The 25,979-nt window shown below is 68.7% G+C and carries 19 protein-coding genes and 1 pseudogene; 5 read left to right on the top strand and 15 right to left on the bottom strand.

Annotation, left to right across the window (positions count from 1 at the left end):
• Positions 1-131 precede the first annotated feature (131 nt).
• Complete coding sequence (locus AUL33_RS04645; RefSeq protein ID WP_062204397.1) at positions 132-1,424, top strand: adenylosuccinate synthase; 1,293 nt, start codon at positions 132-134, stop codon at positions 1,422-1,424.
• 256 nt (positions 1,425-1,680) lie between these two features.
• Entirely contained in the window at positions 1,681-3,456 is a 1,776-nt protein-coding gene (locus AUL33_RS04640) for a hypothetical protein (protein ID WP_156419281.1), read from the top strand.
• 270 nt (positions 3,457-3,726) lie between these two features.
• Here the strand turns inward: AUL33_RS04640 and AUL33_RS04635 are convergent, their stop codons facing one another.
• Both AUL33_RS04635 and AUL33_RS04630 read right to left on the bottom strand, forming a co-directional pair.
• Positions 3,727-4,467, bottom strand: coding sequence for a pseudouridine synthase (locus AUL33_RS04635; protein ID WP_062204391.1), 741 nt, complete (start codon positions 4,465-4,467; stop codon positions 3,727-3,729).
• Complete coding sequence (locus AUL33_RS04630) at positions 4,464-5,402, bottom strand: class I SAM-dependent methyltransferase (protein WP_062204388.1); 939 nt, start codon at positions 5,400-5,402, stop codon at positions 4,464-4,466. The genes AUL33_RS04635 and AUL33_RS04630 overlap by 4 nt, the downstream gene beginning before the upstream one ends.
• A 288-nt stretch (positions 5,403-5,690) precedes the next feature.
• Here AUL33_RS04630 and AUL33_RS04625 point away from each other — a divergent pair, with 288 nt between their 5' ends.
• Positions 5,691-6,917: a PQQ-dependent sugar dehydrogenase gene (locus AUL33_RS04625; RefSeq protein ID WP_374754405.1), complete on the top strand. Its 1,227-nt coding sequence runs from the start codon at positions 5,691-5,693 to the stop codon at positions 6,915-6,917.
• A gap of 52 nt (positions 6,918-6,969) precedes the next feature.
• Here AUL33_RS04625 and AUL33_RS04620 read toward each other — a convergent pair whose 3' ends face one another.
• The 13 genes from AUL33_RS04620 to AUL33_RS04560 all read right to left on the bottom strand — a co-directional run bounded on the left by AUL33_RS04620 (position 6,970) and on the right by AUL33_RS04560 (position 24,078).
• Positions 6,970-7,878 (bottom strand): helix-turn-helix transcriptional regulator, encoded by a 909-nt coding sequence (locus tag AUL33_RS04620; RefSeq protein ID WP_062204383.1) that lies wholly within the window; start codon positions 7,876-7,878, stop codon positions 6,970-6,972.
• 386 nt (positions 7,879-8,264) lie between these two features.
• Entirely contained in the window at positions 8,265-9,101 is an 837-nt protein-coding gene (locus AUL33_RS04615) for an ABC transporter ATP-binding protein (RefSeq protein ID WP_062204380.1), read from the bottom strand.
• Between the two features lie 50 nt (positions 9,102-9,151).
• Positions 9,152-11,155 carry a Fe(3+)-hydroxamate ABC transporter permease FhuB gene (gene fhuB / locus AUL33_RS04610; protein ID WP_062204376.1) on the bottom strand — a complete coding sequence of 668 codons (2,004 nt, stop codon included), beginning with the start codon at positions 11,153-11,155 and terminating at the stop codon, positions 9,152-9,154.
• On the bottom strand, positions 11,152-12,039 hold the full coding sequence (locus AUL33_RS04605; protein WP_244491977.1) for an ABC transporter substrate-binding protein: 888 nt from the start codon (positions 12,037-12,039) through the stop codon (positions 11,152-11,154). Before AUL33_RS04605 ends, fhuB begins: the two co-directional genes overlap by 4 nt.
• A 260-nt stretch (positions 12,040-12,299) precedes the next feature.
• A complete protein-coding gene (locus AUL33_RS04600) occupies positions 12,300-13,241 on the bottom strand; it encodes a glyoxylate/hydroxypyruvate reductase A (protein ID WP_062204368.1) in 942 nt (313 codons plus the stop codon).
• 22 nt (positions 13,242-13,263) lie between these two features.
• The gene (locus AUL33_RS04595; RefSeq protein ID WP_062204364.1) at positions 13,264-13,914 is read right to left on the bottom strand and encodes an NUDIX domain-containing protein; all 651 of its coding nucleotides are present in this window, start codon (positions 13,912-13,914) and stop codon (positions 13,264-13,266) included.
• Positions 13,911-15,578, bottom strand: a complete 1,668-nt coding sequence (locus tag AUL33_RS04590; protein WP_062204360.1) for an ABC transporter ATP-binding protein — start codon at positions 15,576-15,578, stop codon at positions 13,911-13,913. The genes AUL33_RS04595 and AUL33_RS04590 overlap by 4 nt, the downstream gene beginning before the upstream one ends.
• Positions 15,579-15,592: 14 nt before the next feature.
• On the bottom strand, positions 15,593-16,642 hold the full coding sequence (locus AUL33_RS04585) for a cation diffusion facilitator family transporter (protein WP_062204357.1): 1,050 nt from the start codon (positions 16,640-16,642) through the stop codon (positions 15,593-15,595).
• 9 nt (positions 16,643-16,651) lie between these two features.
• Positions 16,652-17,776 carry an ABC transporter permease gene (locus AUL33_RS04580; protein WP_062204613.1) on the bottom strand — a complete coding sequence of 375 codons (1,125 nt, stop codon included), beginning with the start codon at positions 17,774-17,776 and terminating at the stop codon, positions 16,652-16,654.
• Between the two features lie 157 nt (positions 17,777-17,933).
• Positions 17,934-19,022, bottom strand: a complete 1,089-nt coding sequence (locus AUL33_RS04575; protein ID WP_062204355.1) for a microcin C ABC transporter permease YejB — start codon at positions 19,020-19,022, stop codon at positions 17,934-17,936.
• 47 nt (positions 19,023-19,069) lie between these two features.
• On the bottom strand, positions 19,070-20,950 hold the full coding sequence (locus tag AUL33_RS04570) for an extracellular solute-binding protein (RefSeq protein WP_062204353.1): 1,881 nt from the start codon (positions 20,948-20,950) through the stop codon (positions 19,070-19,072).
• A complete protein-coding gene (locus AUL33_RS04565; protein WP_082652324.1) occupies positions 20,947-22,944 on the bottom strand; it encodes an extracellular solute-binding protein in 1,998 nt (665 codons plus the stop codon). The genes AUL33_RS04570 and AUL33_RS04565 overlap by 4 nt, the downstream gene beginning before the upstream one ends.
• 264 nt (positions 22,945-23,208) lie before the next feature.
• On the bottom strand, positions 23,209-24,078 hold the full coding sequence (locus tag AUL33_RS04560; protein WP_082652312.1) for a cytochrome c family protein: 870 nt from the start codon (positions 24,076-24,078) through the stop codon (positions 23,209-23,211).
• Between the two features lie 208 nt (positions 24,079-24,286).
• On the opposite strand from AUL33_RS04560, the pseudogene AUL33_RS22720 reads away from it, so the two are divergent.
• Positions 24,287-24,997: pseudogene (locus AUL33_RS22720) on the top strand (3-deoxy-manno-octulosonate cytidylyltransferase); the annotation flags it as partial.
• The gene (locus tag AUL33_RS22480; RefSeq protein ID WP_062204611.1) at positions 24,983-25,894 is read left to right on the top strand and encodes a prephenate dehydratase; all 912 of its coding nucleotides are present in this window, start codon (positions 24,983-24,985) and stop codon (positions 25,892-25,894) included. The pseudogene AUL33_RS22720 and the gene AUL33_RS22480, both read left to right, overlap by 15 nt.
• Positions 25,895-25,979 lie beyond the last annotated feature (85 nt).

Below are 25,979 nucleotides of genomic sequence, written 5' to 3'. Positions count from 1 at the left end.
CCTCCCTCGCATCCCGGACGGGCTTTCACTATAGTCCGGCCGATTTGGACCGGGAGTCGGCGCCAGCCGAGGCATTGGCATGCCCGAAACACCCGAACAGCGAGGGCCGAGGGCCCTTCCGAGGAGACAGAATGGCTAACGTCGTCGTCGTCGGTTCCCAGTGGGGTGACGAGGGGAAGGGCAAGATCGTCGATTGGCTCTCGGAGCGAGCCGACGTCGTGGTGCGTTTCCAGGGCGGGCACAATGCCGGCCACACGCTGGTGGTCGATGGCGTGTCCTACAAGCTGTCGCTGCTGCCTTCGGGCGTGGTGCGCCAGGGCAAGCTCTCGGTGATCGGCAATGGCGTCGTCTTCGACCCGCACGCCTTCGTCTCCGAGAAGAAGCGGCTGGAAGCGCAGGGCGTCCAGATCGGCCCCGAGACGCTGCGCATCGCCGACAACGCCTCGCTCATCCTGTCGCTGCATCGCGAACTCGACGCGATCCGCGAGAACGCCGCCGAGGGCACCAAGATCGGCACGACGCGCCGCGGCATCGGCCCGGCCTACGAGGACAAGGTCGGCCGGCGTGCCATCCGCGTCATGGATCTCGTCGAGACCGATCTCCTGCCCGAGCGCATCGAGCGCCTGCTGGCGCACCACAATCCGCTGCGGCGCGGCCTCGGCCAGCCCGAAGTGGACGCGGCCGCGATTCTCGAGGAGTTGACCTCCGTCGCCTCCGAGATCGCACCCTATATCGATCGCGTCTGGCGCCTGCTCGACGAGCGCCGCAAGGCCGGCGCTCGCATCCTGTTCGAAGGCGCGCAGGGAACGCTGCTCGACATCGACCACGGCACCTATCCCTTCGTCACCTCGTCCAACACCGTGGCGGGGCAGGCGGCGGCGGGCTCGGGCCTCGGCCCATCGAGCCTCGGCTTCGTGCTCGGCATCACCAAGGCCTACACGACGCGCGTCGGCGAGGGGCCGTTCCCGACCGAACAGGACAACGAGGTCGGCGAGTTCCTGGGCACGCAGGGTCACGAATTCGGCACGGTGACCGGCCGCAAGCGTCGCTGCGGCTGGTTCGACGCGGTGCTGGTGCGCCAGGCCGTCGCGATCAACGGCATTCACGGACTGGCGCTGACCAAGCTCGACGTGCTCGACGGCATGGACGAGATCAAGATCGCGGTCGCCTACGAACTCGACGGTGAGCGGATCGACTACTTCCCGGCGAGCCTGGGCGCACAGCAGCGTGTGGTGCCGATCTACGAGAGCTTCGAGGGCTGGAAGGGCACCACGAAGGGCGCGCGCTCCTGGGCCGACCTTCCGGCGCAGGCGGTCAAATACGTGCGCCAGATCGAGGAACTGGTCGGCGCGCCGGTGACGCTCCTCTCCACCTCTCCGGAGCGTGACGACACGATCCTTGTCCGCGATCCGTTTCAGGATTAAGGAAAACTTGATATAAGGTGCTCTGAGCGGTTGGAATGTCGAAGGACGCGCCGGACCGCCCTTCGCCTTCCCGATGCGCTTCTGCGCCGACGACTGCTTTCGCAGGCCGTGGGTGCAGGGCGGCGGCTGCCCTTCCGGGTGGTCGTCGGCATGTCGGGGACGAAGGGCGTCTGCGCAGGTGATGCCGGGGCCGGCGGCATCGTCGCGAGACATCGAACGCAGCGTGTCCCAGTCCTTCGAGTGAGTGCAGCAATTCATGGCGAATCTGACCGCCGTTCTCCGCAAGACGATCGACGGCTTGCCCAGCGCGACACCGCAACTGCGGGCCAAGGTCTACGAGAAGGCGCGCTCGGCGATCAATCGCCAGATCCAGGCGGCCAATCCTCCGCTCGAGGATCACATCGTCGAGGCGCGCCTGCGTGTCCTCGAAGACGCGATCCGCGAGACCGAAGCCCACTACGACCCGGCCTCCGTCGATCCCGCGCAGGAGCCGGCGGATGCGGCGACCGTCGCCTCGGCGCCGTTCGTCGGCGAGCGGCGTGAGCCGGAGGCCGAGCCGGTTCGCCCGGTGCAGCCCGTTGTGGAGCGTCCCGCGCCGCCCCCGGTTGCAGCGGAACGTCCTGCGCCGCCGCCCTTTCCCCGCACCACGCCCACCACGAAGCCTCCCGCCAATCCGGCGCGGCCCGTCGTGCGCGGCGACGAGAACCGTTCGGAACCCGCGTCGATCGCCTCGCAGGCCTCGCTTCGGCCCCAACGCGTCGATGCCGATCCCGAGGCCCGCGTCGGCGAGATCGGTCCGCACGAGGTGGATATGCCGGTTGCCGACACGCCGGCGTCGCGTCGCGCCATGGCGCTGCGGCCGGCTTCGCCGCCCTTCTCGTCGCTCGACGATCGCGTCTCGCAACGGCCGGAAGCACAGGGCCAGGACCGCCCGGCCATCCCGACCGCCGATGTCTCGGCGCCGCGCTACCCCGTACGGCGCGAGCGCAAGAGCCGGACGCCTCTCGCCGCGGGGCTGACGCTGCTGCTCGTGGCCGGCCTCGGCACTGCCGGCTGGTTCTACGGCGACGAGATCCGCACGGCGCTGTCCGGCGGCAGCGACGTCGCGTCGCTCCCCGCCACCACCACGCCGCCCACCACCGATGCCGGCGAGACGGCGGATCCCGCGGCCACCGACGCGCCCGCCGCCACCGCGACGCCGCCGAGCGGCACCGCCACGGACCAGGCGGTTCCCGCGACGGCGCCGGCCGCGGGCGGTGTCCAGCCCCGCCGCTTCACCCAGCGCCTGCTGCCGGACGGGACCGAGGTCGATGCCGGTCCGGGTGCGGGCGCGGCCAATGCCTTCGAGGAGGGCACCGACGTCGCCACCGCCTCGGTCTCGCCGCCGCCGGTCGAGACCGCGCCCATCGTGGCGCCGGAAACGGTGACCGTCGTGCCGCCCGTCGTCGCCTCGACGCCGCCGGCCGCAACGCCGGGCACCGTGCCGGTCGGGCAAAGGGCCGTGTTCTACGAGGAGCGCTCGGCGACGCGCGAGGGCTCGCAGGAGGTCGGCAACGTCGTCTGGAGCGTGATCAGCGAGCCGCCGGCCGAAGGTCAGCCCGCGGAGCCGGCGATCCGCGCCGTCGCCGACGTGCCGAACGACAATCTGAAGATGACGCTGACGATCCGTCGCAACGCCGACACGACGCTGCCGGCCAGCCACGTCATCGAGATCATGTTCGACACGCCCGCCGATTTCGCCGGCGGCCAGATCGAGAACGTGCAGCGGCTGGCCCTGAAGCCGACCGAGCAGGCGCGCGGCGAACCATTGATCGGCGTCGCCGGCAAGATCTCGGACGGCTTCTTCATCATCGCCCTCAACGACCTCAAGCAGGCCGTCGACAGCAATCTCGGCCTGCTCGGGCGCGAGGAATGGATCGACATCCCCATCGCCTATTCGACGGGACAGCGGGCGTTGATGTCGATCGAGAAGGGCATTCCCGGCGATCGCGTCTTCAAGCAGGCGCTCGACGCCTGGGCCGCGAAGACCTGAGGCGATGCGAGTGCGGGCGGACGGCGCCGAGCCGCCCGCCCGGTGCTTGAGGGACACCAGATTCGGTGCGGTGGCTGCGTCGCGGTGCGATCACTGACGGGCGGATCGATGCGCGATCGTTCGATCGTGCCTTTGCATGACTGTAGCGCAGCGCCAGAACTGAACGGTCAGCGGTATCCGAGATCGCGTCTCTTCGTCAGATGAACAAGGCGGTCGCGATCAAGGGCGGTCGATGGCGCGGAGTTTAGAAGGGCGGCGACCTGCCGCCTGTCAGGACGGCGCGAAGATCGCGGCGATGTCGGCTTCGGTCAGCCGGCGGATCGCGCCCGGCTCGAGATCGGCCGGCAGGGCGAGGCCGCCGACGGACTCGCGGTGCAGGGTCTCGACGTGATTGCCGGTGGCGGCGAACATCCGGCGGACCTGATGGTAGCGCCCCTCATGCACCTGCAGCAGCGCCTCCTGGGGGCCGATCATCTCCAGTTCTGCCGGGGCGAGGGGCTTGTCCTCGCCCTCCAGCATCAACGTACCCGCAGCGAACAGCTCGGCCTCGCGACCGCTCATCGGCCGGGCGAGGTGGGCGCGGTAGCGCTTGGCGACGTGGCGGCTCGGCGAGATGATGCGGTGGAGGAGCGCGCCGTCGTCGGTCATCAGCAGGAGGCCGGACGTCTCCTTGTCCAGCCGCCCCACCGTCGAAATGGCGGGGTCGCGCCGGCGCCACCGCGAGGGCAGGAGATCGTAGACCAGCGGTCCCGCCTCCTTGTGCGAACAGGTGACGCCGAGCGGCTTGTTCAGCATCAGGATGAAGCCCGGCAGCGGATCGAGCGCCTCGCCGTCGACCACGAGGCGCGTTTCGAGATCGGGCGTCAGCGCGATGCGGTCGTCGGCACGGGGCACGGGCGCGCCGTCCAGCCGGATGCGGCCGTTCTTGGCGAGGAGCTGGATCTCGCGCCGCGAGGCGTACCCCATGTTGGCGAGCAGCTTGTCGAGGCGCGACGTCGGGGTCTTCGTCATTTGCGGGCTTCGAAGATCTTGTAGCCGGCCTCTTCCACACGCGTCTCGACGCTGCGGAAGGCCGTGCGCAGCGCTGCCTCGTAGGGCATGTGCCGGTTGGCGACGAGAAGCAGCGTGCCGGAGCGGCGCAGCATCCGGGCAGCGCTGGCGATGAAAGCCTGGCCGAGGCCGCGATCCTCGATCCCTTCGGCGTGGAAGGGCGGGTTCGTCACCACGAAATCGAGTTCGGTCAGCTTCGTCTCGCGCGCGTCGGCCCAGTTGAAGCGCGCGCGCGGGTCGGTGACGTTCAGCTTCGCCGCGTCCACCGCGCGGCGGTCGATCTCGATGAGCGTCAACGCCTCGACCTTCGGGGAGGCGAGCACGGCGCGTGAGAGGATGCCGAGCCCCGCGCCGAGATCCGCCCCATGGCCGGCAAAGGCCGGAAGATGACGCACGAGCAGCGCCGAGCCGGGGTCGATCCGGTTCCACGAGAAGATGCCGGGCTGCGACTGCAGGCCGATCTTCTCGACCAGGACGGGCGATCCCTCGGCGATGGCCTCGTCGAGACCCTGTGGTGTCGGCGGCCGGGTGACGGTGCAGAGGCGCTGGCGGGCCTTGAAGCGCTCCGCCACCTCGCAGCCGAACCCTTCCAGCTCGCCGCGAAGGCGCCCGCCACCCTTGTCCTTGGCACCCAGCACCGTGAGCGTGCCGCCGGGCCTCAGCGCGCGCAGCGCATGCGCCAGCACGAAGCGGCGTTCGATCGAGCCGGGGGGGGCGGCAACGACGAGGTCGTCGAGCGCGCCATCGGGCAGCGCCTCGATCGCCTGCGACCCCGGCCGTAGTGGCGAGAGCTGCGCGGCGTCGGGCGGCACGTCCACGAGGTCGAGGGGCGGGGCGCCGTAGACGGCGGTGCGGGGCGGTTCTGGGAGATCGTTGTTCGTCACGGGCCGAGCCATAGCAGCTTTGCCGCGCCGATAAAGTCTTCGAACGCAAGGTCGGGTGATCGCGCCGCGCTTCCCGTCAAACGGTCTGTCCAGCGACAGGGCAGCGAACCACAGGCAGGTCTACACGCCGCTCTCAACTAAACGCGAGACGTGTTGAGCGCGCGCGAGCGGCATCCACTTGAACTGTCATGAATGGCGCGCAAGGCGCCACGCACCAACCGACGAGGCCCTCGCATGCGACGCTCTTCCTCTACCCTCGCGATCCTTCTCGCCACGACGCTGATCGGCGCCGGCGGCGCGATGGCGCAGGCCACCGGCAACGAAGCCGACCGACTCAGCCATGTCGACGGCAACCTGCCGGACGCTGGCGGCGGCGCGGGCCAGCCCGCCGAGACGGCGGCGCCCAACGCGCCGGACCAGCGCCCGGCCTTCGCCGGTCAGACACGCGCTCCGCAGCCGGCCGAACTGACGAAGGTCGCCGTCGAGACGGTCGCCAGCGGCCTGCCGCACCTCTGGGCGATGGAGTTTCTCCCGGACGGGCGCATGCTCGTCACGGCGAAGGGCGGCCAGATGATGATCGTCTCGCCGGACGGCGAGCAGCGCGTCGAAGTATCTGAGGTGCCGAAGGTGGTCTCCGGCGGACAGGGCGGACTGCTCGACGTGGCGCTCGGCCCGAACTTCGCGAGCGACGGGCTGATCTACTTCACCTTCTCCGAGCCGCGCGAGGGCGGCGTCAACGGCACGTCGGTCGCCAGCGCGAAGCTCGCTGCGACCGGCGACACCGCCGCGCTCGAAGACCTGAAGGTCATCTTCCAGCAGACGCCCGGCTATGACGGCGACAAGCATTTCGGTTCGCGGCTGGTCTTCGCGCCCGACGGCAAGCTCTTCGTCACGGTCGGCGAGCGGTCTGACACCCCGATCCGCGATCAGGCGCAAGATCTCGACAGCGGACTCGGAAAGATCTTCCGCATCAACGCTGACGGCACAATTCCGGCCGACAATCCCTATGTCGGGCAGTCGGGTGCGCAGGATGCCATCTGGTCCTACGGCCATCGCAATTTGCAGTCGGCCACGCTCGATGGGGATGGACGCCTTTGGACGGTGGAGCACGGTGCCCGCGGTGGCGACGAGTTGAACCGTCCCGAGCCCGGTAAGAACTATGGGTGGCCCGTGATCACCTACGGCATCGCCTATGGGGGCACGCCGATCGGAGAGGGCATCACGGCCAAGGACGGAATGGAGCAGCCGGCCTATTACTGGGATCCGGTGATCGGCCCCTCCGGCATGGCCGTCTACCAAGGCGCGGAATTTCCGGGCTGGGCCGGCAACGTGCTGGTCGGCGGGCTGGTGACACAGGGGCTGGTGGTCCTGAAGATGGACGGCGACAAGGTCGTCAATGAGGAGCGTATCCCGCTCGAGGCTCGCATCCGCGACGTGAAGGTCGGACCCGATGGCGCCGTCTTTGCCGTGACCGAGCAGCGCGGCGGCGGCGACTCGACGATCCTGCGGATTCGCAAGGGCGCATGAGCGCCTTCGCGAACGGATGGTGAAGAGTCGATCCTGAAGCCCTTCGCGGGCTTCAGGGCCGGCGGTTGCGCCGGGTTTCCGTCGGCGTGCAGCCGAACCGCTCGCGGTAGCGGCGGGAAAAGTCGCTCATGTGAAGGAAGCCAGCGCCGTAGGCGATCTGCGAAACCGCGCGCGCATCCCCCGCCAGATGAAGCTGGGCGTGGGCGAGATCCAACCGCTCTGCGAGGATGAAGGACAACGGCGACTGGTCGAGCTCCCGGCGAAACGCCATCTGGAGCGCTCGGACGCTGACACCGGCGGCCGCAGCGACGTCGGCCACCGTGATCGGCGTCGTCAGGTTCGCCGCGATGAATTCGCGCGCGCGCCCCAGCGTCCCTGCGGAGGATGCGTCGGCGGTGACCACGTCGTCCCCGACGCGCGGCCAGTGCGTCAGCAGTTGCTGGATGAGAAGTTCCTGCAGGAGCGGGAAATCCAGCCCATGCTGCTGCGGCCGCATCATGATCGCCTCGTGCAGGATGCGGACGCTGCGCACGAACGCTTTCAGGGGCCGCGACGTCAGTTCGATCACCGGAACGAACTTGATCCGGCCGTTCGGGCTCTCGCCGGTCAGCGCCTCGTATTGGCGATCGAGAAGCTCGCGCTCGATGAAGAGCCCCCACGTCTTGAACTGGGGCGACACGTCGATCCATTCGAGATCGGGAAGATGATAGATCGAGCCGGTGCCCGGCGAACTCGTTGCCTCGACGGAAGCGCCGCATCGGACGGCGGTCCCGGAGGTGGTGAAGGAGAGACCGTAGACATCGAGGCTTCCCGTCGGCTCGGCCCGAAATCCGGTCTGCGTGCTCATCGTCAGCGCCGTCATCTGGCCGATCTTGCGCAGGCTGTCGACGAATGTCACCCGTCCCTCGTCGATCGATCGCAAGGCGAGGGGAAAGGCCGTCCGGTCGTTGAGGGCCGGCAAGGCTCGGTGCGTCTCGACGATCGAGAGAGGCAAAACGGAGGAAGCCGGCTCAAAGGCCGGTATGCGTGCCGGGTTGGGTGCGAACTGAGGCATGATCAGCCAAACTTCTCATCTCCTGCACCGGCTTGTCAGACCGGTTGATCTTCGGGAGCCGGGCCCCCCAATGCCCCCGGGTCACAAGCGAGAGTCGTCCGTCCAGAAACGTCGATCATCATCGCAGCCTTGCTGCTCGACGGCAATCGGACCATCGATCGTGCCGGGATCCTACTTTCGGACAATCCTGACGCGCACCAATCCGTAACCGACACGAACGATCCGTTCAATCTCACAATTCTGACTTTTTTATCTGGTGTGATGAAAAAGTTCAGTTTGCGACCGTAATGCGATCAAAGTGCGAAGGCCACCGGCTCGTTCCTCTGGGGGTGCCGCATCGTCGACATGGCGATGCCATAAATGCGTTCGAGCACCGTCGAGGTCACCACCTCATCGACGCTTCCGCGTGCCACAAGCCGCCCGCCCTTGAGCGCGACGATCTCGTCGCAGAAGCGCGCGGCCATGTTGATGTCGTGGAGGACGATGACGACACCGACGCCCTTGCGCCGGCTGACATCGCGCACGAGGGTGAGAACGTCGATCTGGTGGGCGATGTCGAGCGCCGAGATCGGCTCGTCGAGAAGGAGGCAGCCGGCATCCTGCGCCATCAGCATCGCCAGCCAGACGCGCTGCCGCTCGCCCCCTGAGAGCGCTTCCACCGGACGGTCGGCGAACTCGCCCGTGCCGGTAAGCGCCAGGGCCTCCTCGACCTTCGCACGGTCGTCGGCTCCGAAGCGCCCGAAGGGCCCGTGCCAGGGATAGCGCCCGAGATCGACGAGTTCGCGCACTCGCATGCCGGGCGCCGGCGGCGTCGACTGGGGGAGATAGGCGACTGCGCGGGCAAATTCGCGCTCGCTCCAAGCCCCGAGGTCCTGCCCGGCGAAGGAAACCGTTCCGCTCGTCGGACGGGTCTGGCGCGCCAGAAGCTTGAGCAGTGTTGATTTGCCGGATCCGTTGTGGCCGACGAGCGCGACGATGCGGCCGGGCGGCAGATCGATCGTCAGCGGGTGCAGGAGCGTGCGACCCTCGACCGCGAAGCTGACATCCGCCAACCGGAACGCGGCGGCGGCGACGGGGGAAGCAGCGGGGCGGATGATGGTCGTCTGGGTCGGTCGGGGCTGGGCTGGCATGAGGTGGGGCTCGCGAGGACAAGGCGGGGCGGCAGTGTTCGGACAGGGCATCAGCCGGCGCCGCGCCGCGTGGCCAGAAGCAGCATGAGGCAGGGCGCGCCGATGAGCGCGGCGACGAGGCCCGTCGGTAGCTGCCACGGGTAGGCGACGACGCGGGCCAGCCAGTCGGCGGCGATCATCAGGCCGCCCCCGACCAGCGCCGAGCCAATGAGCGCCGACCCCGCACGGTCCAGCCCGATCATTCGCACGGCATGGGGCGCCATCAGTCCGACGAAGGTCAGGGGACCGACGACGGGAGTGGCGGCGGCCGTCAGCGCTGCCGCGAGCACGAAGAGGCAGAACCGGGCGCGCCCGAGGGGCACGCCGAGTGCGACGCTTGCGGGCGCGCCCAGCGGCAGGATCTCCAGCCAGCGCACGACGAGCAGCGCAAGCGCCAGGAACAGCACGGCGCCGCCAAGGGCCGCGAGGGCGGCGGGTGCCGTCAGGCTGCTGGTCGAGCCCGCCATCCAGGCGAACAGCATGAGCGCGCGCGGGTCGCCGGTCGCGCTGAGAAGGCCGACGACGGCGTCGAGCAGGGCGTTGAGTGCGATGCCGGCGAGCAGCACCCGTTCGGGCTGGAACCAGGAGCGCCGGCCGAGCGCCAGCACGGCGCCGATCACCGCAAGGCTGCCGAGCGTCGCGGCGATGCCGATCACCGCCGCGTTCGGCGTCGCGATCACGAAGAGCGAGAGTGCGGCGGCGAAGGCCGCTCCGGCGCTGACGCCGAGGACTTCGGGGCTCGCCATCTCGTTGCCGGTGAGGCGCTGCAGCAGGAACCCGGCGATGCCGAGCATCGCGCCGGCGGCAAAGGCGCCGAGCATGCGCGGCCAGCGCCAGGGCAGCATCTCGGGGAGGCTGGCCGACGACAGAACGGCCCAGTGCCCGTCGAGGGGATCGCGACCGATGACGAGCACCAGCAACGTCAACGCAAGGACGCCGCCCGCCGCCAGAGCCAGCCGGCGGGCCGGGTTGCTGCGGGCGGCTTCCTTGGAGGACACCGGATCGGCGGCCAAGGGCGGGCGTTCGCCGCGCGTCAGCCTCGGCAGGAGAAGAAGGAGGAGCGGCGATCCGAACAGCGCCGTCACCGCCCCGGTCGGCAGGAACTCGTCGCTGACACCGGAGGCGAGTTGCACGGCGACGTCTGTGAGAAGCAGCAGGAGCGCGCCGAGCACCGTGGAGAGCGCCAGCCGATGGCCGAAGCGGCGGGCGCCCGCAAGGCGCGCCAGCACCGGTGCGACGAGGCCGATGAAGCCGACGACGCCGACTGCGCTCGTCACGAAGGCGGCCAGGAGCACGGCGACACCGACGCCGAGCGCCCGCAAGCGTCCGGCGTTCAGCCCGCGTGCGCGCGCTGAGGCTTCGTCGAGATCAAGGACGCCGAGCGGGCGCACGAGCGCCACCACCGGCCCGACGAGAAGCGCCAGCCGCATGAGGAGCGACAGAGCGGGGTCCCAGCTCTGCTGCGACAGCGAGCCGCTACCCCAGATGAAGAGCGAGACGAGATAGCGTTCGTTGAGAAGGGTGAGGAGGGCCGAGAGCGCACCGGCATAGAGCGAGACGACGAGGCCGGCGAGGATGAGCGAGACGGCCGCGAAGTGGCGTCGGCGAACGAGCGCGAAGACGAGAAGCGTCGAGATGGCCGAACCCGCCAGCGTCACGAGATCGCGGCCCCAGCCGAAGAGCGCAGGTGCCAGCAAAGTGGCGAGCGCCAGCGCCAGCCGGCCGCCGGCGTCGATGCCGAGCGTGGTGGGTGAGGCCAGCGGATTGCGCAGGACCTGCTGCAGGATCGCGCCGGACGCCGCCAGCGCTCCGCCGCAAAGGATCGCCATGGCCAGACGCGGCAGGGTGGAATGAAGAAGCCGCATCCGCTCGGCGTCATAGCCGTCCGCCACCCCGCCGGCCGACCAGAGTTCGGCGAGCGGCCTGGCCAGAAGCGGCACGCAGGCGCCGATCGCCAGGAGTGCGAGAAGGACCACGAGGACGGAGGGCGCGCGTGCGATGGACACGGGGCTCATGCGTCAGAGCCGCGCTCGAGATCGGCGGCCAGCAGACGTGCGAAGCGCAGCGCCGAGGGAAGGGCGCCGAACATCAGCGCCGGCGCGATGGTGGAAACGGCTTCCGCGCGAACGAAGGGCAGGGCGGTCCACAAAGGCGAGCGGGCCAGCACCGGCCAGATGTCCGGCGCCACGGGCTCGATGGCGACGAAGCGCGCGTCGGGCATGGCGCCGAGCGCCTCGATGCCGACGGTCGAGAAGCCCCAGTAGTTGACGACCTCGCTCCAGGCATTCCGAAGCCCGAGCCGGGAGAGCACGTTGCCGTAGAGGCCGCTGGTGCCGTAGATCCGCACATGGCGCGGGTCCATGAAGCTCGCCAGCAGCAGGGGCTTGGCGCGATGCGTCGCGAGCCTTGCCGCAAGGGCGTCCATCTCGGTGTCGAAGGCGGCGAGGAAGCGGATCGCTTCGTCCGTGCGGCCGAGGCGGACGCCAAGCGTCATCGTCACGTCGCGGGCCCGCGCCATGGGCTCGACGCCCTCGCTGAAGAGCGTCAGCCGCTCGACCGGGGCGATGCGGGCGAGCGCCGGTTCGACCATCGCGACGTAGTCGGTCGTGAGGATCAGGTCGGGACGCAGGGCCGCGAGGCGCTCGAAATTGGGCTCCTGCGCGGCGCCGAGGTCCTGAACGCTGGGCGGGAGCGGCGGCTCGACCACCCAGGTTCCCCAATCTGCGGCTGCCGCGAGCGCGACCGGCACGGCGCCGATCGCCAGCATCGTCTCGGCCAGACCATAGTCGAGCGAGGCGACGCGGGCCGGAACAGTGGCACGTGCGATCGATGAGGGACCGAGCGCCGCTGCGGCCATTCCGGCGAGGATGGTCCGGCGGGAGATGCGCCGATCGTTCAAGAGCCTGAGCGCAGATAGGTGACAAACATATTCATGTTTTCTCCTACCGTGCAGGGTTGCGACCGGCAAGCTCTGTCATGCGGAGGCACGGGGTCGCTTGGCGTTCGGCGAGTGAGCGGGCAACCGACAGCCGTTACGGACGAGTTGGAGTCAGACTGCACCGTTCGGGTTCGACGGCTGCGGTCTCACTTTGGGGCTTCGACCAAGCGGACCGGCCCCCGCCGCGTGACGTCGAGATCACGCGGCAAGGCTCTGCAGCCTCAGTACCCGGTGCCGGGATCGACCAGGTTCGTCAGCACTTCGCCCCGGCGATGCGCGGCGATCTGGCGGACGATGATCGGGGCGAGGGCGGCCGGGTCGGACGAGGCAGCGGCATGCGGAGTGACGAAGACGCGGGGGTGCCGCCAGAGCGGGCTGTCCGCAGGCAGCGGCTCGCGCTCGAAGACGTCGAGCGAGGCTTCCATCAGGCGGCCGTCGTTGAGTGCGCGCAGGATCGCCGAATCCTTCTGCAGTCCGCCGCGACCGGCCTGGACGAGGATCGGCGTGCCCAGCGGCGTCTCGCGCTTCAGCCGGGTGAGGAAGCCGTCGTCGATCATGCCCGCCGTCTCGGCGGTGAGCGGCAGCAGCACCACGAGAATGTCGCTCGAGGCGAGGATCTCGGTCAGCCCGTCCTCGCCGTGCAGGCAGCGGATGCCGTCCAGCGCCTTCGGCGTGCGGCTCCAGCCGGAGACCGGGAAGCCCATGACGCGCAGCTTCTCGGCGGCGTCGCGCCCGAGTTCGCCGAGGCCGAGAATACCGACGGAAACGTCGGCTGCCGCGGGCTGCAGCCGCTCGTTCCAGATGCGCGCGGTCTGCTGCGCGCGGTAGGTCATGCCGCGACGCAGATGGTCGAGCACCCGCCACACCACGTATTCGCTCATCCGCTTCGTCAGGTCGTCGGCGACGATGCGCACGATCGGCACGTCCGGCAGCGTCCGGTCGGCGAGGATGTGATCGACGCCGGCCCCGAGCGAGAAGATCGCCTGGAGGTTCGGCAGGTTGGCGAGAACGCCCGGCGGCTGCTTCCAGACCACGGCGTAGCGGATGGCCTCGTCGGCCGCGCTGGCCGGGCGCAGGACGATCTGCTCGTTCGGCGACGCCTTCAGCAGCGCCTCGCGCCAGCGCGTCGGGTCGAAGCCTGTCACGGAAAGAAGAATGGTCACGTCGGGGGCCTGCCTTGCCGTCTCAATCGATGGGTCGAATCGAATCCGCCAGCAATCTAGCGCGGGTTCGGCCGTGACGCGCAAACCAATGCGTCGCGCCGACGAGAAATCCGTTGGCGATCTGGCCATCGTCCACCGCTGCGATCAGTGCATCCACCGGCGCGCGGATGGCAAGAATGTCCTCCGCCTCGTCCTCCTTGCCGCCCCGCCCGTCGAGGCTGGAGACGTCGACGAGCGCCAGGAAGACGATGGCCACTTCGTCGGTGAGGCCGGGCGTCGTCAGGATCGTGTAGCAATGGCTGATCGCCAGCGTGTCGAGCCCGGTTTCCTCTTCGAGTTCGCGCGCAGCGCCGGCCATGGCGTCCTCGCCCTCGTCGATGCCGCCGGCCGGCAGTTCGAGCGGCGCGGCATGGGGCGTGGCGAGCGCGGCGCCGATGCGGAACTGGCGGATCACCACGATCTCGTCGCGCACGGGATCGTAGGGAATGACGACGGCGCAGCGCCCGCCGCGCACGATCTCGCGCCGAACATGCGAGGGCAGGTCGCGGCCGAGCGGCGCATGGTCGAGCGTGACGACGTCGAGCGGCCGGAACCCGTCGAAGGCCCGGCGCTCCTCGGCGATCGTGAAGTCGAGCGTCTGGTCCTCGAGCCGGTGGCGGAAGAGATCGATCATGCCGGGGCCTCGCCGGGCGTGTCGATGGGGGAGGCCTCGATGCGGAAGGCCGCCGCCATCAGCGCTTTCGTGTAGTCGGTCTGCGGCCGCTCGAAGATTTCTTCGCTCGAACCGCGCTCGACCACGCGGCCGCCGCGCATCACGATCACCTCGTTGGCGAGCGCGCGCACCACCTTCAGATCGTGGCTGATGAAGAGATAGGCGAGGTCGTGCTTCTTCTGGAGATCGCGCAGGAGATCGACGACCTGCGCCTGCACGCTCATGTCGAGCGCCGAGGTCGGCTCGTCCAGCATCACGAAGCGCGGGTTGAGCACCATGGCGCGGGCGATGGCGATGCGCTGGCGCTGGCCGCCCGAAAATTCGTGCGGGTAGCGAAAGCGCGTGGCGGGATCGAGCCCGACCTCGTTGAGCGCCGTGACGACGCGGGCATCTCGCGCGTCGGCATCGAGCCCCTTCTCGTGCACCCGCAAGCCCTCGGCGATGATCTCGCCGACCGGCATGCGCGGAGACAGGGAGCCGAACGGATCCTGGAACACGATCTGGATGCGCTCGCGCAAGGGGCGCATCGCCTGGAAGGACCGGTCGTCGATGCGCTGGTTCTCGAAGCGGATCTCGCCCTTCGAGGCGATCATCCGGCAAAGCGCGAGACCTAGCGTCGTCTTGCCGGAGCCTGATTCGCCGACAACCCCGACCGTCTGGCCGGCGCGCACGGTGACGTCGATGCCGTCGACGGCCTTCACGTGATCGGTGACGCGGCGCATGAAGCCGGTGCGCACCGGGAACCAGACCTTCACGTCGCGGCCCTCCATCACCGTCGCGGCGTTGGCGTTGGCGGCGGGCGGGCGGCCCTTCGGCTCGGCGGCGAGGAGATGCTTGGTGTAGTCGTGCTGCGGGTTGGCGAAGATATCGGCGGTCGGCCCGGTCTCGACGATCTCGCCGCGATACATCACGCAGACCCTGTCGGCGATGCGCCGGACGATGCCGAGATCATGGGTGATGAACAGCATCCCCATGTGGCGCTCGGTCTGCAGCGCCTTGAGGAGTTCGAGGATCTGCGCCTGGACGGTCACGTCGAGAGCGGTGGTGGGCTCGTCGGCGATGAGGAGATCGGGCTCGTTGGCGAGCGCCATGGCGATCATCACGCGTTGGCGTTGGCCGCCCGAAAGCTGGTGCGGATAGGCCGACAGCCGCTTTTCGGGATCGCGGATGCCGACCTGATGCAGGAGTTCGAGGGTTCGGGCGCGCGTCTCGCGTTCGCGCAGGCCCCGGTGGATCTTCATCACCTCGCCGATCTGCCGCTCGATCGTGTGGAGCGGGTTGAGCGAGGACATCGGCTCCTGGAAGATCATCGAGATCTTGTTGCCGCGCACGCCGCGCAGGCGCTCGTTCGAAACGGCGATCAGATCCTCGCCGCCGAACATCACCGCACCGCCCGGATGGCTGGCTGAAGGGTAGGGCAGGAGCTTGAGGATCGACAGGGCCGAGACCGACTTGCCCGAGCCGGACTCGCCGACCAGCGCCACCGTCTCGCCCTTGTGGATCTCGAAGGAGATGCCCTTCACGGCGAGGCTCGTCTCGCCGTTCTGGTGGAACGCCACCTGAAGGTCGCGCACGGCGAGAAGCGGCGCTTGCGAAGCGGTCGGGCGGCTGGCGGCTTGGCTCACGCGGGGGAGTTCCTTCACGCCGGCCGCGGCAGGGCCGCCGGCTGGTGGGGGTGGCCATGGTCGTGGTCGTGCGCGGCATGGTCGTGGCCATGGCCGGAATGATCGTTCGCGTGCGGGCGATCGCCGGCGACCGAAGGGAAGCAGACATTCGTCGTCTCGTCGGCGCAGGCCCCGGGGGCCTCGACCTCCACGGTCGCATGCTCGATGGCGAAACTGCGGCGCAACTCGGCCTTCACGGCGCGCACGACAGTCGGGCCGTCTGCGGTGTCGGTGACGCAGGCATGCAGCGTCGCGGCGCGGCGCTTGGGCGTCAGCATCCAGACATGGACGTGATGAATGCTGGCGAGGCCGGGAATGGCGGCAAGGCGAGCCTCTATCGCGCCGGCATCGACGTCGGCCGGCGCGCCTTCGAGCAGGATGTGGCCGGACTCGCGGATCAGGCGGTAGGCATTGCCGAGAATGAGCAGGCAGACGAAGACCGAAAGGATCGGGTCGATCGGGGTCCAGCCCGTGCCGAGGATGATCAGCGACGCTGCGATCGCGGCGACCGAACCCAAGAGATCCCCCATCACGTGCAGGAGCGCGCCGCGCATGTTGAGGTCCTGCCTGTCGCCGCCATGGAGCACGAAGAAGGCCGCGACGTTGACCACCAGCCCGCCGACCGCCACCGCCAGCATCGGACCGGCGAGCACGGGCACGGGATCGGCGAGGCGGGCATAGGCCTCGTAGAGAATGACGGCGCTGATGCCGAAGAGCACGAGGCCGTTGGAATAGGCGACGAGGATCTGGAAGCGGTCGTAGCCGAAGGTGCGCCGCGTATCCGCCGGACGGCGGGCCATGCGGATGGCGAACCAGGCCAGCGCCAGTCCGGCGAAGTCGACGAGCATGTGTCCGGCATCGGCGAGCAGCGCCAGCGAGCCCGAGATCAGCCCGCCCGCCACCTCGGCCAGCATGAACAGGCCCGTGAGGCCCGCCGCGATCGCCAGCCGCGTCTCGCCGGCATGTGCGCCGTGATCGTGGCTGTGATCGTGGTCGTGGTCGCCGTGATCGTGGGTGTGGGTCACGTCACGCTCCTAGCGAAAGCTCTTGCGGGGGTCGAAGGCGTCGCGCACGGCTTCGCCGACGAAGACGAGGAGCGAGAGCATCAGCGAGAGGACCACGAAGCCGGAAATGCCGAGCCAGGGGGCCTGCAGGTTGTTGCGTCCCTGCGAGAGGAGTTCGCCGAGCGAAGGGCTGCCGGGCGGCAGGCCGAAGCCGAGGAAGTCGAGCGAGGTCAGCGTGGTGATCGATCCGTTGAGGATGAAGGGCAGGAAGGTCAGCGTCGCGACCATCGCGTTCGGCAGGAGATGCCGGCCCATGATCGTCCAGTCGCCGACGCCGAGCGCCCGCGCGGCATTGACGTATTCGAAGTTGCGCGCTCGCAGGAATTCAGCCCGCACGACGCCGACGAAGGCGACCCACGAGAACAGCAGCATGATGCCCAGCAGGATCCAGAAGCCGGGCGGCAGGATCGCCGAGACGATCAGCAGCAGGTAGAGCACCGGGATCGACGACCAGATCTCGATGAAGCGCTGGAAGACGAGGTCGACCCAGCCGCCGAAATAGCCCTGCACCGCGCCGGCGAAGACGCCGATCACCGCCGAGGCGGCCGTCAGCACCAGCCCGAACAGAACGGAGATGCGGAAGCCGTAGATCAGCCGGGCCAGCACGTCGCGTGCTTGGTCGTCGGTGCCGAGCCAGTTCCAGTTTCCGATCGTGCAGTTGGGATCCTCGACGCCGAGCGGATAGCGCTGGCAGCGCTCCTCCTTCGTGTAGGTCCAGGAGGGGGCCGATGGCGCGGGCGTCGGGATCTCGTTGTTGACGCTCTGGTAGGAGTAGCGGATCACCGGCCAGACCATCCAGCCGTTGGCGGCGATCTCGTCTTGGATGAACGGGTCGCGGTAGTTCGTCACCGGCAGGAAGCCGCCGAAGACCTCTTCCGGATAGTCGACGAGGATCGGGGTGTAGAAGTCGCCCTTGTAGGAGATCAGCACCGGCCGGTCGTTCGCCACGACTTCGGCGACGAGGGTGACGAGGAAGAGCGCGAGGAAGACCCAGAGCGACCACCAGCCGCGCCGGTTGGCCTTGAAATTCTGCCAGCGGCGCTTGTTGAGCGGCGACAGCCGGGCGCGCTTCGTGGCGACGAGCGGGGGCGCCATCTGCGCCACGCCGCTGGCGCCGGCCTGCGCCTCGCGTCGCGTGTCGATCTCGGGCGGACGATCGGCCTCGCGGCGGTCCTTGACGACATCGTCCATCGTCAGACCTCCCGCCGCAGGGGCCGGACGGAAAACCGCTTTGCACTTTTGCTGGCCATCGTCAGACCTCCCGCTTCTCGAAGTCGATGCGCGGATCGATCCAGGTGTAGGTGAGGTCGGAGATGAGCGTCGTCACGAGACCGATGAGCGAGAAGATGTAGAGGGTGGCGAAGACGACCGGATAGTCGCGCTTGTAGATGCTCTCGAAGGAGAGAAGCCCCAGTCCGTCGAGCGAAAAGATCGTCTCGATGAGAAGCGAACCCGCGAAGAAGGCCGAGATAAAGGCGCCGGGAAAGCCGGCGACGATGATCAGCATGGCGTTGCGGAAGACGTGGCCGTAGAGCACACGCCGCTCCGTCAGGCCCTTGGCGCGGGCGGTGGTGACGTACTGCTTGCGGATCTCGTCGAGGAACGAGTTCTTCGTCAGCAGCGTCGTGGTGGCGAAGGCCGACAGCGAGAGCGCGATGAGCGGCAGCGTCAGGTGCCAGAAATAGTCGACGATGCGCTCGGGCCAGGAGAGCTGCGCCCAGTTGTCGGAGGTGAGGCCCCGCAACGGGAACCAGTCGAGGAAGGAGCCGCCCGCAAACAGCACGATGAGCAGCACCGCGAAAAGGAAGCCGGGGATGGCATAGGCGACGATGATCAGCCCGCTCGTCCATGTGTCGAAGCGCGAACCCTCCTTCAGCGCCTTGCGGATGCCGAGCGGGATAGAGATCAGATAGGAGAGGAGCGTGATCCAGAGGCCGAGCGAGATCGAGACGGGGAGCTTCTGGAGCACAAGATCGACCACGGTGGCGTTCGAGAAGAAGCTCGTGCCGAAGTCGAAACGCGCATAGTTCCAGATCATCTCGCCGAAGCGTTCCAGCGGCGGCTTGTCGAAGCCGAACTGTACCTCGAGCCGCTTGATGAACTCGGGGTCGAGCCCCTGCGCGCCGCGATAGCCGGAGGTCTCGCCGCCCTGCGCCGCCATGTCGCCGCCACCGCCGCCCGAAAGCCGGTCCGCGGCGCCGCCGCCCTGACCCTGCAGGCCGGCGATGACCTGCTCCACCGGGCCACCCGGCGCGAACTGGATCACCGCGAAGGACACCGCCATGATGCCGAGCAGCGTCGGGATCATCAGGAGGATGCGTCGGAGGATATAGGCGCCCATTCACCGGTCCCGTCGGAGCCGGACCGACCGGCCCGCACCCGCAATTGTCATGCGCGGCCCGCAGCCTTCGCCTTCGCTTCGTCGTACCACCAGAGCGACTCGACCGGGAACCCGTAATCGGGCTTGGGGCTTCGAAAGCCGAACATGTCCCAGTAGGCGACGGCGTGGCCCTCGGCGTGAATGTTGGGAAGCCAGTCGAGGCGCCAGCGCAGCACCCGGTCGAGGCAGCGCATGGCCAGTGTCAGGTCCTCGCGGGTCTTCGCCGTGCCGATCCGGTCGAGCAGCGCGTCGATGGCGGGGCTCGCCATGCCCGGATAGTTGTACGATCCGTTCCGGTCGCGCGACGCGCTGCCGAAGAACAGCCCGAGGCTCTCGCGGGTCGGGGTGCTATTGAGGACGAAGCGGCAGAGGATCATGTCGAAGTCGAACCGGTTCAGACGGTCCTGGTACTGCGCGGCGTCGACGACGCGCATCGAGGCGTCGATCCCGAGGAGCCGCATCGTCTCGACCATCTTGCCGTAGACGCGGCCCTGCTCGGGATCGTTCAGCATGTATTCGAGACGGAACGGCTCACCCGCCGCGTTGACGAGGCTTGCTCCCCTGCGCGTCCATCCCGCCGCCTTGAACAGCTCGGACGCTTCGCGAAGCCGGACACGGTCGTTGCCCGAACCGTCGGAGACCGGCTGCATCCAGACCTCGCCGAAGACCTCCGGCTGGAGGTCCGCCCGCAGCGGCTCGAGGATCGCCAGCTCTTCGGGCGAGGGCGCACCAGTCGCGACGTAGTCCGACAGCTGGAACGGCGACTGTGAATGCTGGCGCAGCCCGAACAGCAGGTTGGCGTTCGTCCACTCGAAGTCGAAGCAGAGGTTGATCGCCCGGCGCACGCGTGGGTCCGAGAACTGCGCCCGCCTCTGGTTCAGCGCCCAGCACTGGAAGTTCGGCCATTTTTCGCCGTCGAACTGGCGCGTCACCACGCGCTTCTGCTGCACCGCCGGGAAGCTGTACTCGCTCGCCCAGGCGCGCGTCGTGAACTCCTCGCGGAAGGTGACGTCGCCCTTCTTGAAGGCTTCGAGCTGCGCCTGCCGGTCGCGGAAGAACTCGATGCGGATGGTCTGGAAGTGGCCGAGGCCCTTCGAGAAGGCCATGTCGCGGCCCCAGTAGTCGCCGCGCTTCTCGTATTCGATGAAGCGCCCGGCATTGTAGCGGCCGATGGTATAGGCGCCCGAACCCGGGATGGGGTCGAAACCGCCTTGGCCGAAGGGACGGCCCTGGAAGAAGGCGGCGGGCACGATCGGGATCGACAGGGCGGCGAGGGCCGTCGGCACCGTCTGCCGGCCGGTGAAGACGATGCGCACGGTGCGCTCGTCCTCGGCCACCACCTCGGCCACTTCGGCGAGCGTGATGGCAAGGCTTGGATGCCCCTCCGTCTTCATCGCCGTATAGGAGAAGACGACGTCGGCTGCGGTGACGGGCTGCCCGTCCGAGAAGCGCGCCTGCGGCCGCAGCCGGAAGGTGAAGCGGTTGGCGTCGGGCGACATCGCCACGCTTTCGGCCAGAAGCCCGTAGAGCGCGTCGGGCTCGTCGAGCGTCGAAAGCATCAGACCCTCGTAGAGCAATTCGATGCGCGGCGGCGCATTGCCCTGCAGGACGAAGGTGTTGAACGTGTCGAAGGTGTCGGGCGCCTGGTTGAAGAACCAGGACGGCGCGGTGAGAATGATGCGCCCGCCCTCGGGCGCCTCCGGTGAGGCATAGTCGAACTGCGGATAGCCAGCGGGATATTTCAGGTCGCCGAAGGCCGAGAGGCCGTGCAGCGGCGTGTCCGGCGTGTTGGCGGCCAGCGACAACCGGGGCAGGGCGAGCGTGGCCGCGGCGCTCAAGCCCAGCGCACCGAAATGGCGGCGCGTGATGCGTCCGAACGAGGCGGTCATGGCCGGGCCGGCGGGATGACGGGCGGCGCGCTCGGATCCGGCGCATCGGCAGCGGCGGCATCGGCCGGCGTGTTCACCGGCACATCGCCCTTCACCCACCAGGAGAACGGGTCGAGCCCGGCATAGGCGGGGCGCGTGTCCGGCATGCCGAACTTGTCCCAATGCGCCAGCCAGATTTCCGGATTGTGCCACTGCGGCACCACGTAGAAGTTCCACAGGAGCACGCGGTCGAGCGCATGGGTCGCCGCGACGAGGCTGTCGCGATCCATCGCGTAGATGATCTTATCGACGATCGCGTCCACCGCCGGGTTGCGGATGCCCGGCGCGTTGCGGCTGCCGGGCTGCGCGGCCGCCGCGCTCGACCAGAAGTCGCGCTGCTCGTTGCCGGGCGAGAGCGACTGCGCGAAGACGTCGGTGATGACGTCGAACTCGAAATTGTCCGACAGCGCCTGATATTGCGAGGTGTCGACGATGCGGGTGTTGGTCTGGATGCCCAGCCGGTTCAGCTGGTTGGCGAAGGGATCGATCACCCGCGAGGAGGAGGGGTCGGCGGCGAGGAATTCGATCGTGAAGGGTTGGCCCGTCGCGGCGTTGACGAGCTGGGTGCCGCGCCGCTCCCAGCCGGCGGCCTTCAGAAGCTCGAACGCCTCGCGCAGATAGGTTCGCTCGGCATTCGGCTGCGAATAGTCCGGCAGGGTGAAGGGCGTCGTGAAGACCTCGGGCGGGATCTGGTCACGCAGCGGTTCGAGGATCGCGAGTTCGGCGGGCGAGGGTAGGCCGGACGAGGCCAGTTCGGTGCCCTGGAAGTAGCTCGAGGTGCGCTTGTAGAGCCCGTAGAACAGACCGCGATTCATGTCCTCGAAGTTGAAGGCGAGCGTCAGCGCCCGGCGCACGCGCGGATCGGCGAACTTGTCGCGGCGGGTGTTGAGGACGAAGCCCTGCATCGGCTCGCCGGTTTCGGAGGGCAGGGCCTGCTTCTTGACGCGGCCATCGTTGAAGGCGGGAAAGTTGTAACCCTGCGCCCAGCGGCCGGCGCTGTTCTCCGAGCGGTAGTCGGAGAAGCCGCCACGCTTGAAGGCTTCCCAGCCCGAGTTCTGATCGCGGAAATAGGTGTAGCGGATCTCGTCGTAATTGTAGCGCCCGACCCGCGCGCCTTTCTCGGCCGCCCAGTAGTCGGGCACGCGCTCCCAGGTGATCGTCGCGCCCGGCTGGAAGGCCTTGACGCGGTAGGGTCCCGAGCCGACCGGGATTTCAAGCGTTGGATTGTCGATGTCGCGCTTCCGGCCCGAGGCGTCCGTGCCCTCCCAGTAGTGGCGCGGCAGCACGACGAGATCGCCCATGATGTTGGGAAGCTCGCGGTTGCCGGTCTGGTCGAAGCGGAAGGTGACTTCTCGCTCGCCCGTCACCTCGACCGCCGTGACGTTGCGATAATAGTTGGCGTAGAGCGGCGATAGGCGGGTCACGGTCTGAAAGGTCCAGACGACGTCGTCGGGCGTGATCGGCTGACCGTCGTGGAAGCGCGCTTGCGGGTCGAGGCGGAAGCTGACCGACGAATAGTCGGAGGGATAGCGCACCGCCTCGGCGACAAGCGCGTGGCTGACGCCCGGCTCGTCGAGCGCCTGATCCATCAGCGTGTCGTAGGCGATGCCGCCGCCGAAGGCGACGAAGCCGGCGGCCGGCGTGCCGCGCACCGGGAAGGGATTGAAGCTGTCGAACGTGCCGGGCGCCTGCTGGTTCAGCGTCCCGCCCTTCGGCGCGGCGGGGTTCACGTAGTCGTAATGGGGGAAGTCGGCCCCGTATTTCGAGGGCCGGATGAGCGAGGAGGAGGTCATCCATTCGCCCATCACGGCTGCCGTCGGCGTCGCGTTCCCAGCTGCGGCCGGCGCGGGAAGGGCAGGCGTCGCGGCCGGGCCGGGTGTCTCCTGCGCGCCCGCTTGAGGCAGGGCGCCCGCTTGAAGCAGCGTGACGGCGAGGACGGCGGATGCGGCGCGCATGCGGAACGGCAAATCGGTCTCCAGTCTGAGGCGTCGGCGATCCCGGGGGATCGGGAGAAGACGGCCGCATGTTTATGGCCATCCTCGGGCCGCGGCGCCGGATGACGAAAGTGTAATCGCGAGTGGCGGCTTGTCCACCCGCCGACACGAAGCCTTTGCACCGCAACGGAGCATACAGGAGTGCCATGAGCGCCCGACGCCGGACACGAAAAAGCCGGACCCGAAGGCCCGGCTCTGTCATCCGATCCGCGATGACGCGACGGTTTACTGCGCCGGAACCGGCGCCGCGTTCGGTTGAGCCGGGGCGGCGGGCGCAGCCTCGCCGGGGGCGGCCGGCGGGGTCGGCGCGGCAGCGGGTGCGCTGGTCGCGTTGTCGCCCGTGGCTGGCACGGCGCCGGCAGGTGCGGTCGGCGCGGCGCCGGTGGTGGCGTCCGTCGTGCCGCCGCCCTGCGGCTGCGACACCGCATCGCCCGGAACGAGCGAGGGGTCGGTGCTGGTGGCGGGGGCCGTGGCAGGCGCGGCCGTTGCGTCGCCGGCCGGAGCCGCCGCGCCCTCGGCGGAGGCTTCCGTCGCACCGGCATCGGGCGCGGGCAGCGGCGGCGGGTTGTCGGAAAGCGAGCGCAGGTAGGCGAGGAGGTCGGCGCGCTCCTGGTCCTTCGGAAGACCGGCGAAGCCCATCGCCGTGCCCTTGATGTACTGCTTGGGACCGTGGAGGAAGTGGTTCAGGTGATCCCAGTCCCAGAGCACCGTCTTGCCCTGGCTGAACTCGGTCATCGCCGCCGAGTAAGAGAAGCCCTCGTGCGAGGCCATCGGCCGGTTCACGATGTCCCACAGATCGGGGCCGACCTTGTTCGGTCCGCCCTTCTCGCCGGAATGGCAGGCCTGGCAGCGCTTGAAGATGGCCGCGCCCGCCTCGGCGTTGGCGGTTTGCATGATCTGGCCGACCGGCGTGGTGACGGCGGCCGCCGGCGCGGCGGCGCCGCCCGCCGTCGGCTCGGCGGCAACGATCGCGAAGCCGGGCTGCTCGGGCGCTTCGGAGTGGAAGATGCCTTCCGCCAGAAGGCTGCCGCCGAACAGAACGAAGACGGTGCCCAGAAGAGCGCCGAAGACTTTGTTGGCCTCGAAAGAATTCATGGTAAAGGGCGGCTCCCTCTGCCGACGGCGCGAAGAGCCGACGAACGCCTGAAAAATCGGGCGGACGCTAGGTCTTTCGCCAAATCATGGCAACACCTATAAGCCCGCAAATCTGGAAGCGTTCTGACATTCCGGCCGGGATCGATCAAGCGTCCTCCTGCCACAGAATCGCTGAAATCGTAGACAGCCGCATCGAGGCCGCCACCCCATGTCCACACTCGTCCTCATCCCCGCGCGCTTGGCTTCGACGCGCCTGCCGCGCAAGCCGCTGGCCGACATCCACGGCGCCCCGATGATCGTGCGTGTTGCCGAACGCGCCCGGGCCGCGATGATCGGCCGCGTCGTGGTGGCGACCGACAGCATCGAGATCCGCGACGCCGTGGTGGCCGCGGGCTTCGAGGCGGTCATGACGGGCGATCACCACCAGTCCGGGTCGGACCGGATCTTCGAGGCGCTGCAGGCGGTGGATCCCGGCGGCGAGGTGGAGATCGTCGTCAACCTGCAGGGCGACCTGCCGACGATCGAGGCCGAGACGATCCGCGCCGTGCTGCGCCCTCTCGCCGATCCCGCCTGCGACATCGCCACCGTCGCGGTGGAGATCGCCAACGCGGCCGACCGCGACGATCCCAACGTCGTCAAGATCGTCGGCACGCCGGCCGGCGAGGCGCGGCTCAACGCGCTCTACTTCACGCGCGCAAGCGCTCCCACGGGTGAGGGGCCGCTCTATCACCATGTCGGCATCTACGCCTATCGCCGGGCGGTGCTGGAGCGCTTCGTGACGCTGCCGCCTTCGCCGCTGGAGCGCCGCGAGCGGCTGGAGCAGCTGCGCGCGCTGGAGGCGGGCATGCGCATCGACGCCGAGGTGGTGGAGGCCGTGCCGCTCGGCGTCGACACCGCCTACCAGCTGCAGGAGGCGCGCGACCAGTTCGCGCCCGCCGCCCCCACCGGCCGCATCGCCTTCCAGGGCGAGGCCGGCGCCAATTCCGACACGGCCTGCCGGCGCATGTACCCGGCGATGGAGCCGCTGCCCTGCGCGACCTTCGAAGATGCGTTCGCCGCGGTGACGCGGGGCGAGGCGGATCTGGCGATGATCCCGATCGAGAACACGATCGCCGGCCGCGTCGCCGACATCCATCATCTCCTGCCGGTCTCCGGCCTGAAGATCGTCGGCGAGTTCTTCCTGCCGATCCGTTTCCAGCTGATGGCCAAGCCCGGTACGGTGCTGGCCGACATCCGCGAGGTCCACAGCCACATCCACGCGCTCGGCCAGTGCCGCGGCATTCTGCGCGAAAATGGCTGGAAGCCGGTGATCTCCGGCGATACGGCGGGTGCCGCGCGCATCGTCTCGCAGATGCCGGAGCGCCAGGTGGCGGCGCTGGCGCCGCGTCTGGCGGCCGAGCTCTACGGGCTGGACATTCTTGCGGAGGACGTCGAGGACGCCGAGCACAACACGACCCGTTTCGTGGTGCTCTCGCGCCGCAGCGCCGGCGAGCGCGAACTCTGGGCCACCCATGACGGCTCGCGCGTCGTCACCACCTTCATCTTCGAGGTGCGCAACCTGCCGGCCGCGCTCTACAAGGCGCTCGGCGGCTTCGCGACGAACGGCATCAACATGACGAAGCTCGAGAGCTATCAGCTCGAGGGCAAGTTCGTGGCAACGCAGTTCTATTCGGATATCGAGGGTCATCCCGATGATGTCGGCGTTGCCCACGCGCTGGAGGAACTGCGCTTCTTCTCCAAGCGCGTCTCGATCCTCGGCGTCTATCCCGCGGCCGACGACCGGCCGGAGGAGCCGCGCCCCGTGCTCGGCGAGTAACGGCGGCGGGCCGTGGACCCGGCCGACGTCCTTCCACCGTTCCGACAACAAAAAGCCCCGCTCGGCGGGGCTTTTTCGTCTTCGT

It is taken from the genome of Aureimonas sp. AU12 (assembly GCF_001463705.1).
Lineage (GTDB): Bacteria > Pseudomonadota > Alphaproteobacteria > Rhizobiales > Rhizobiaceae > Aureimonas.
The sequence above is the reverse complement of the archived record's forward strand: the minus strand, read 5'-3'. Positions and strand labels throughout refer to the sequence as shown.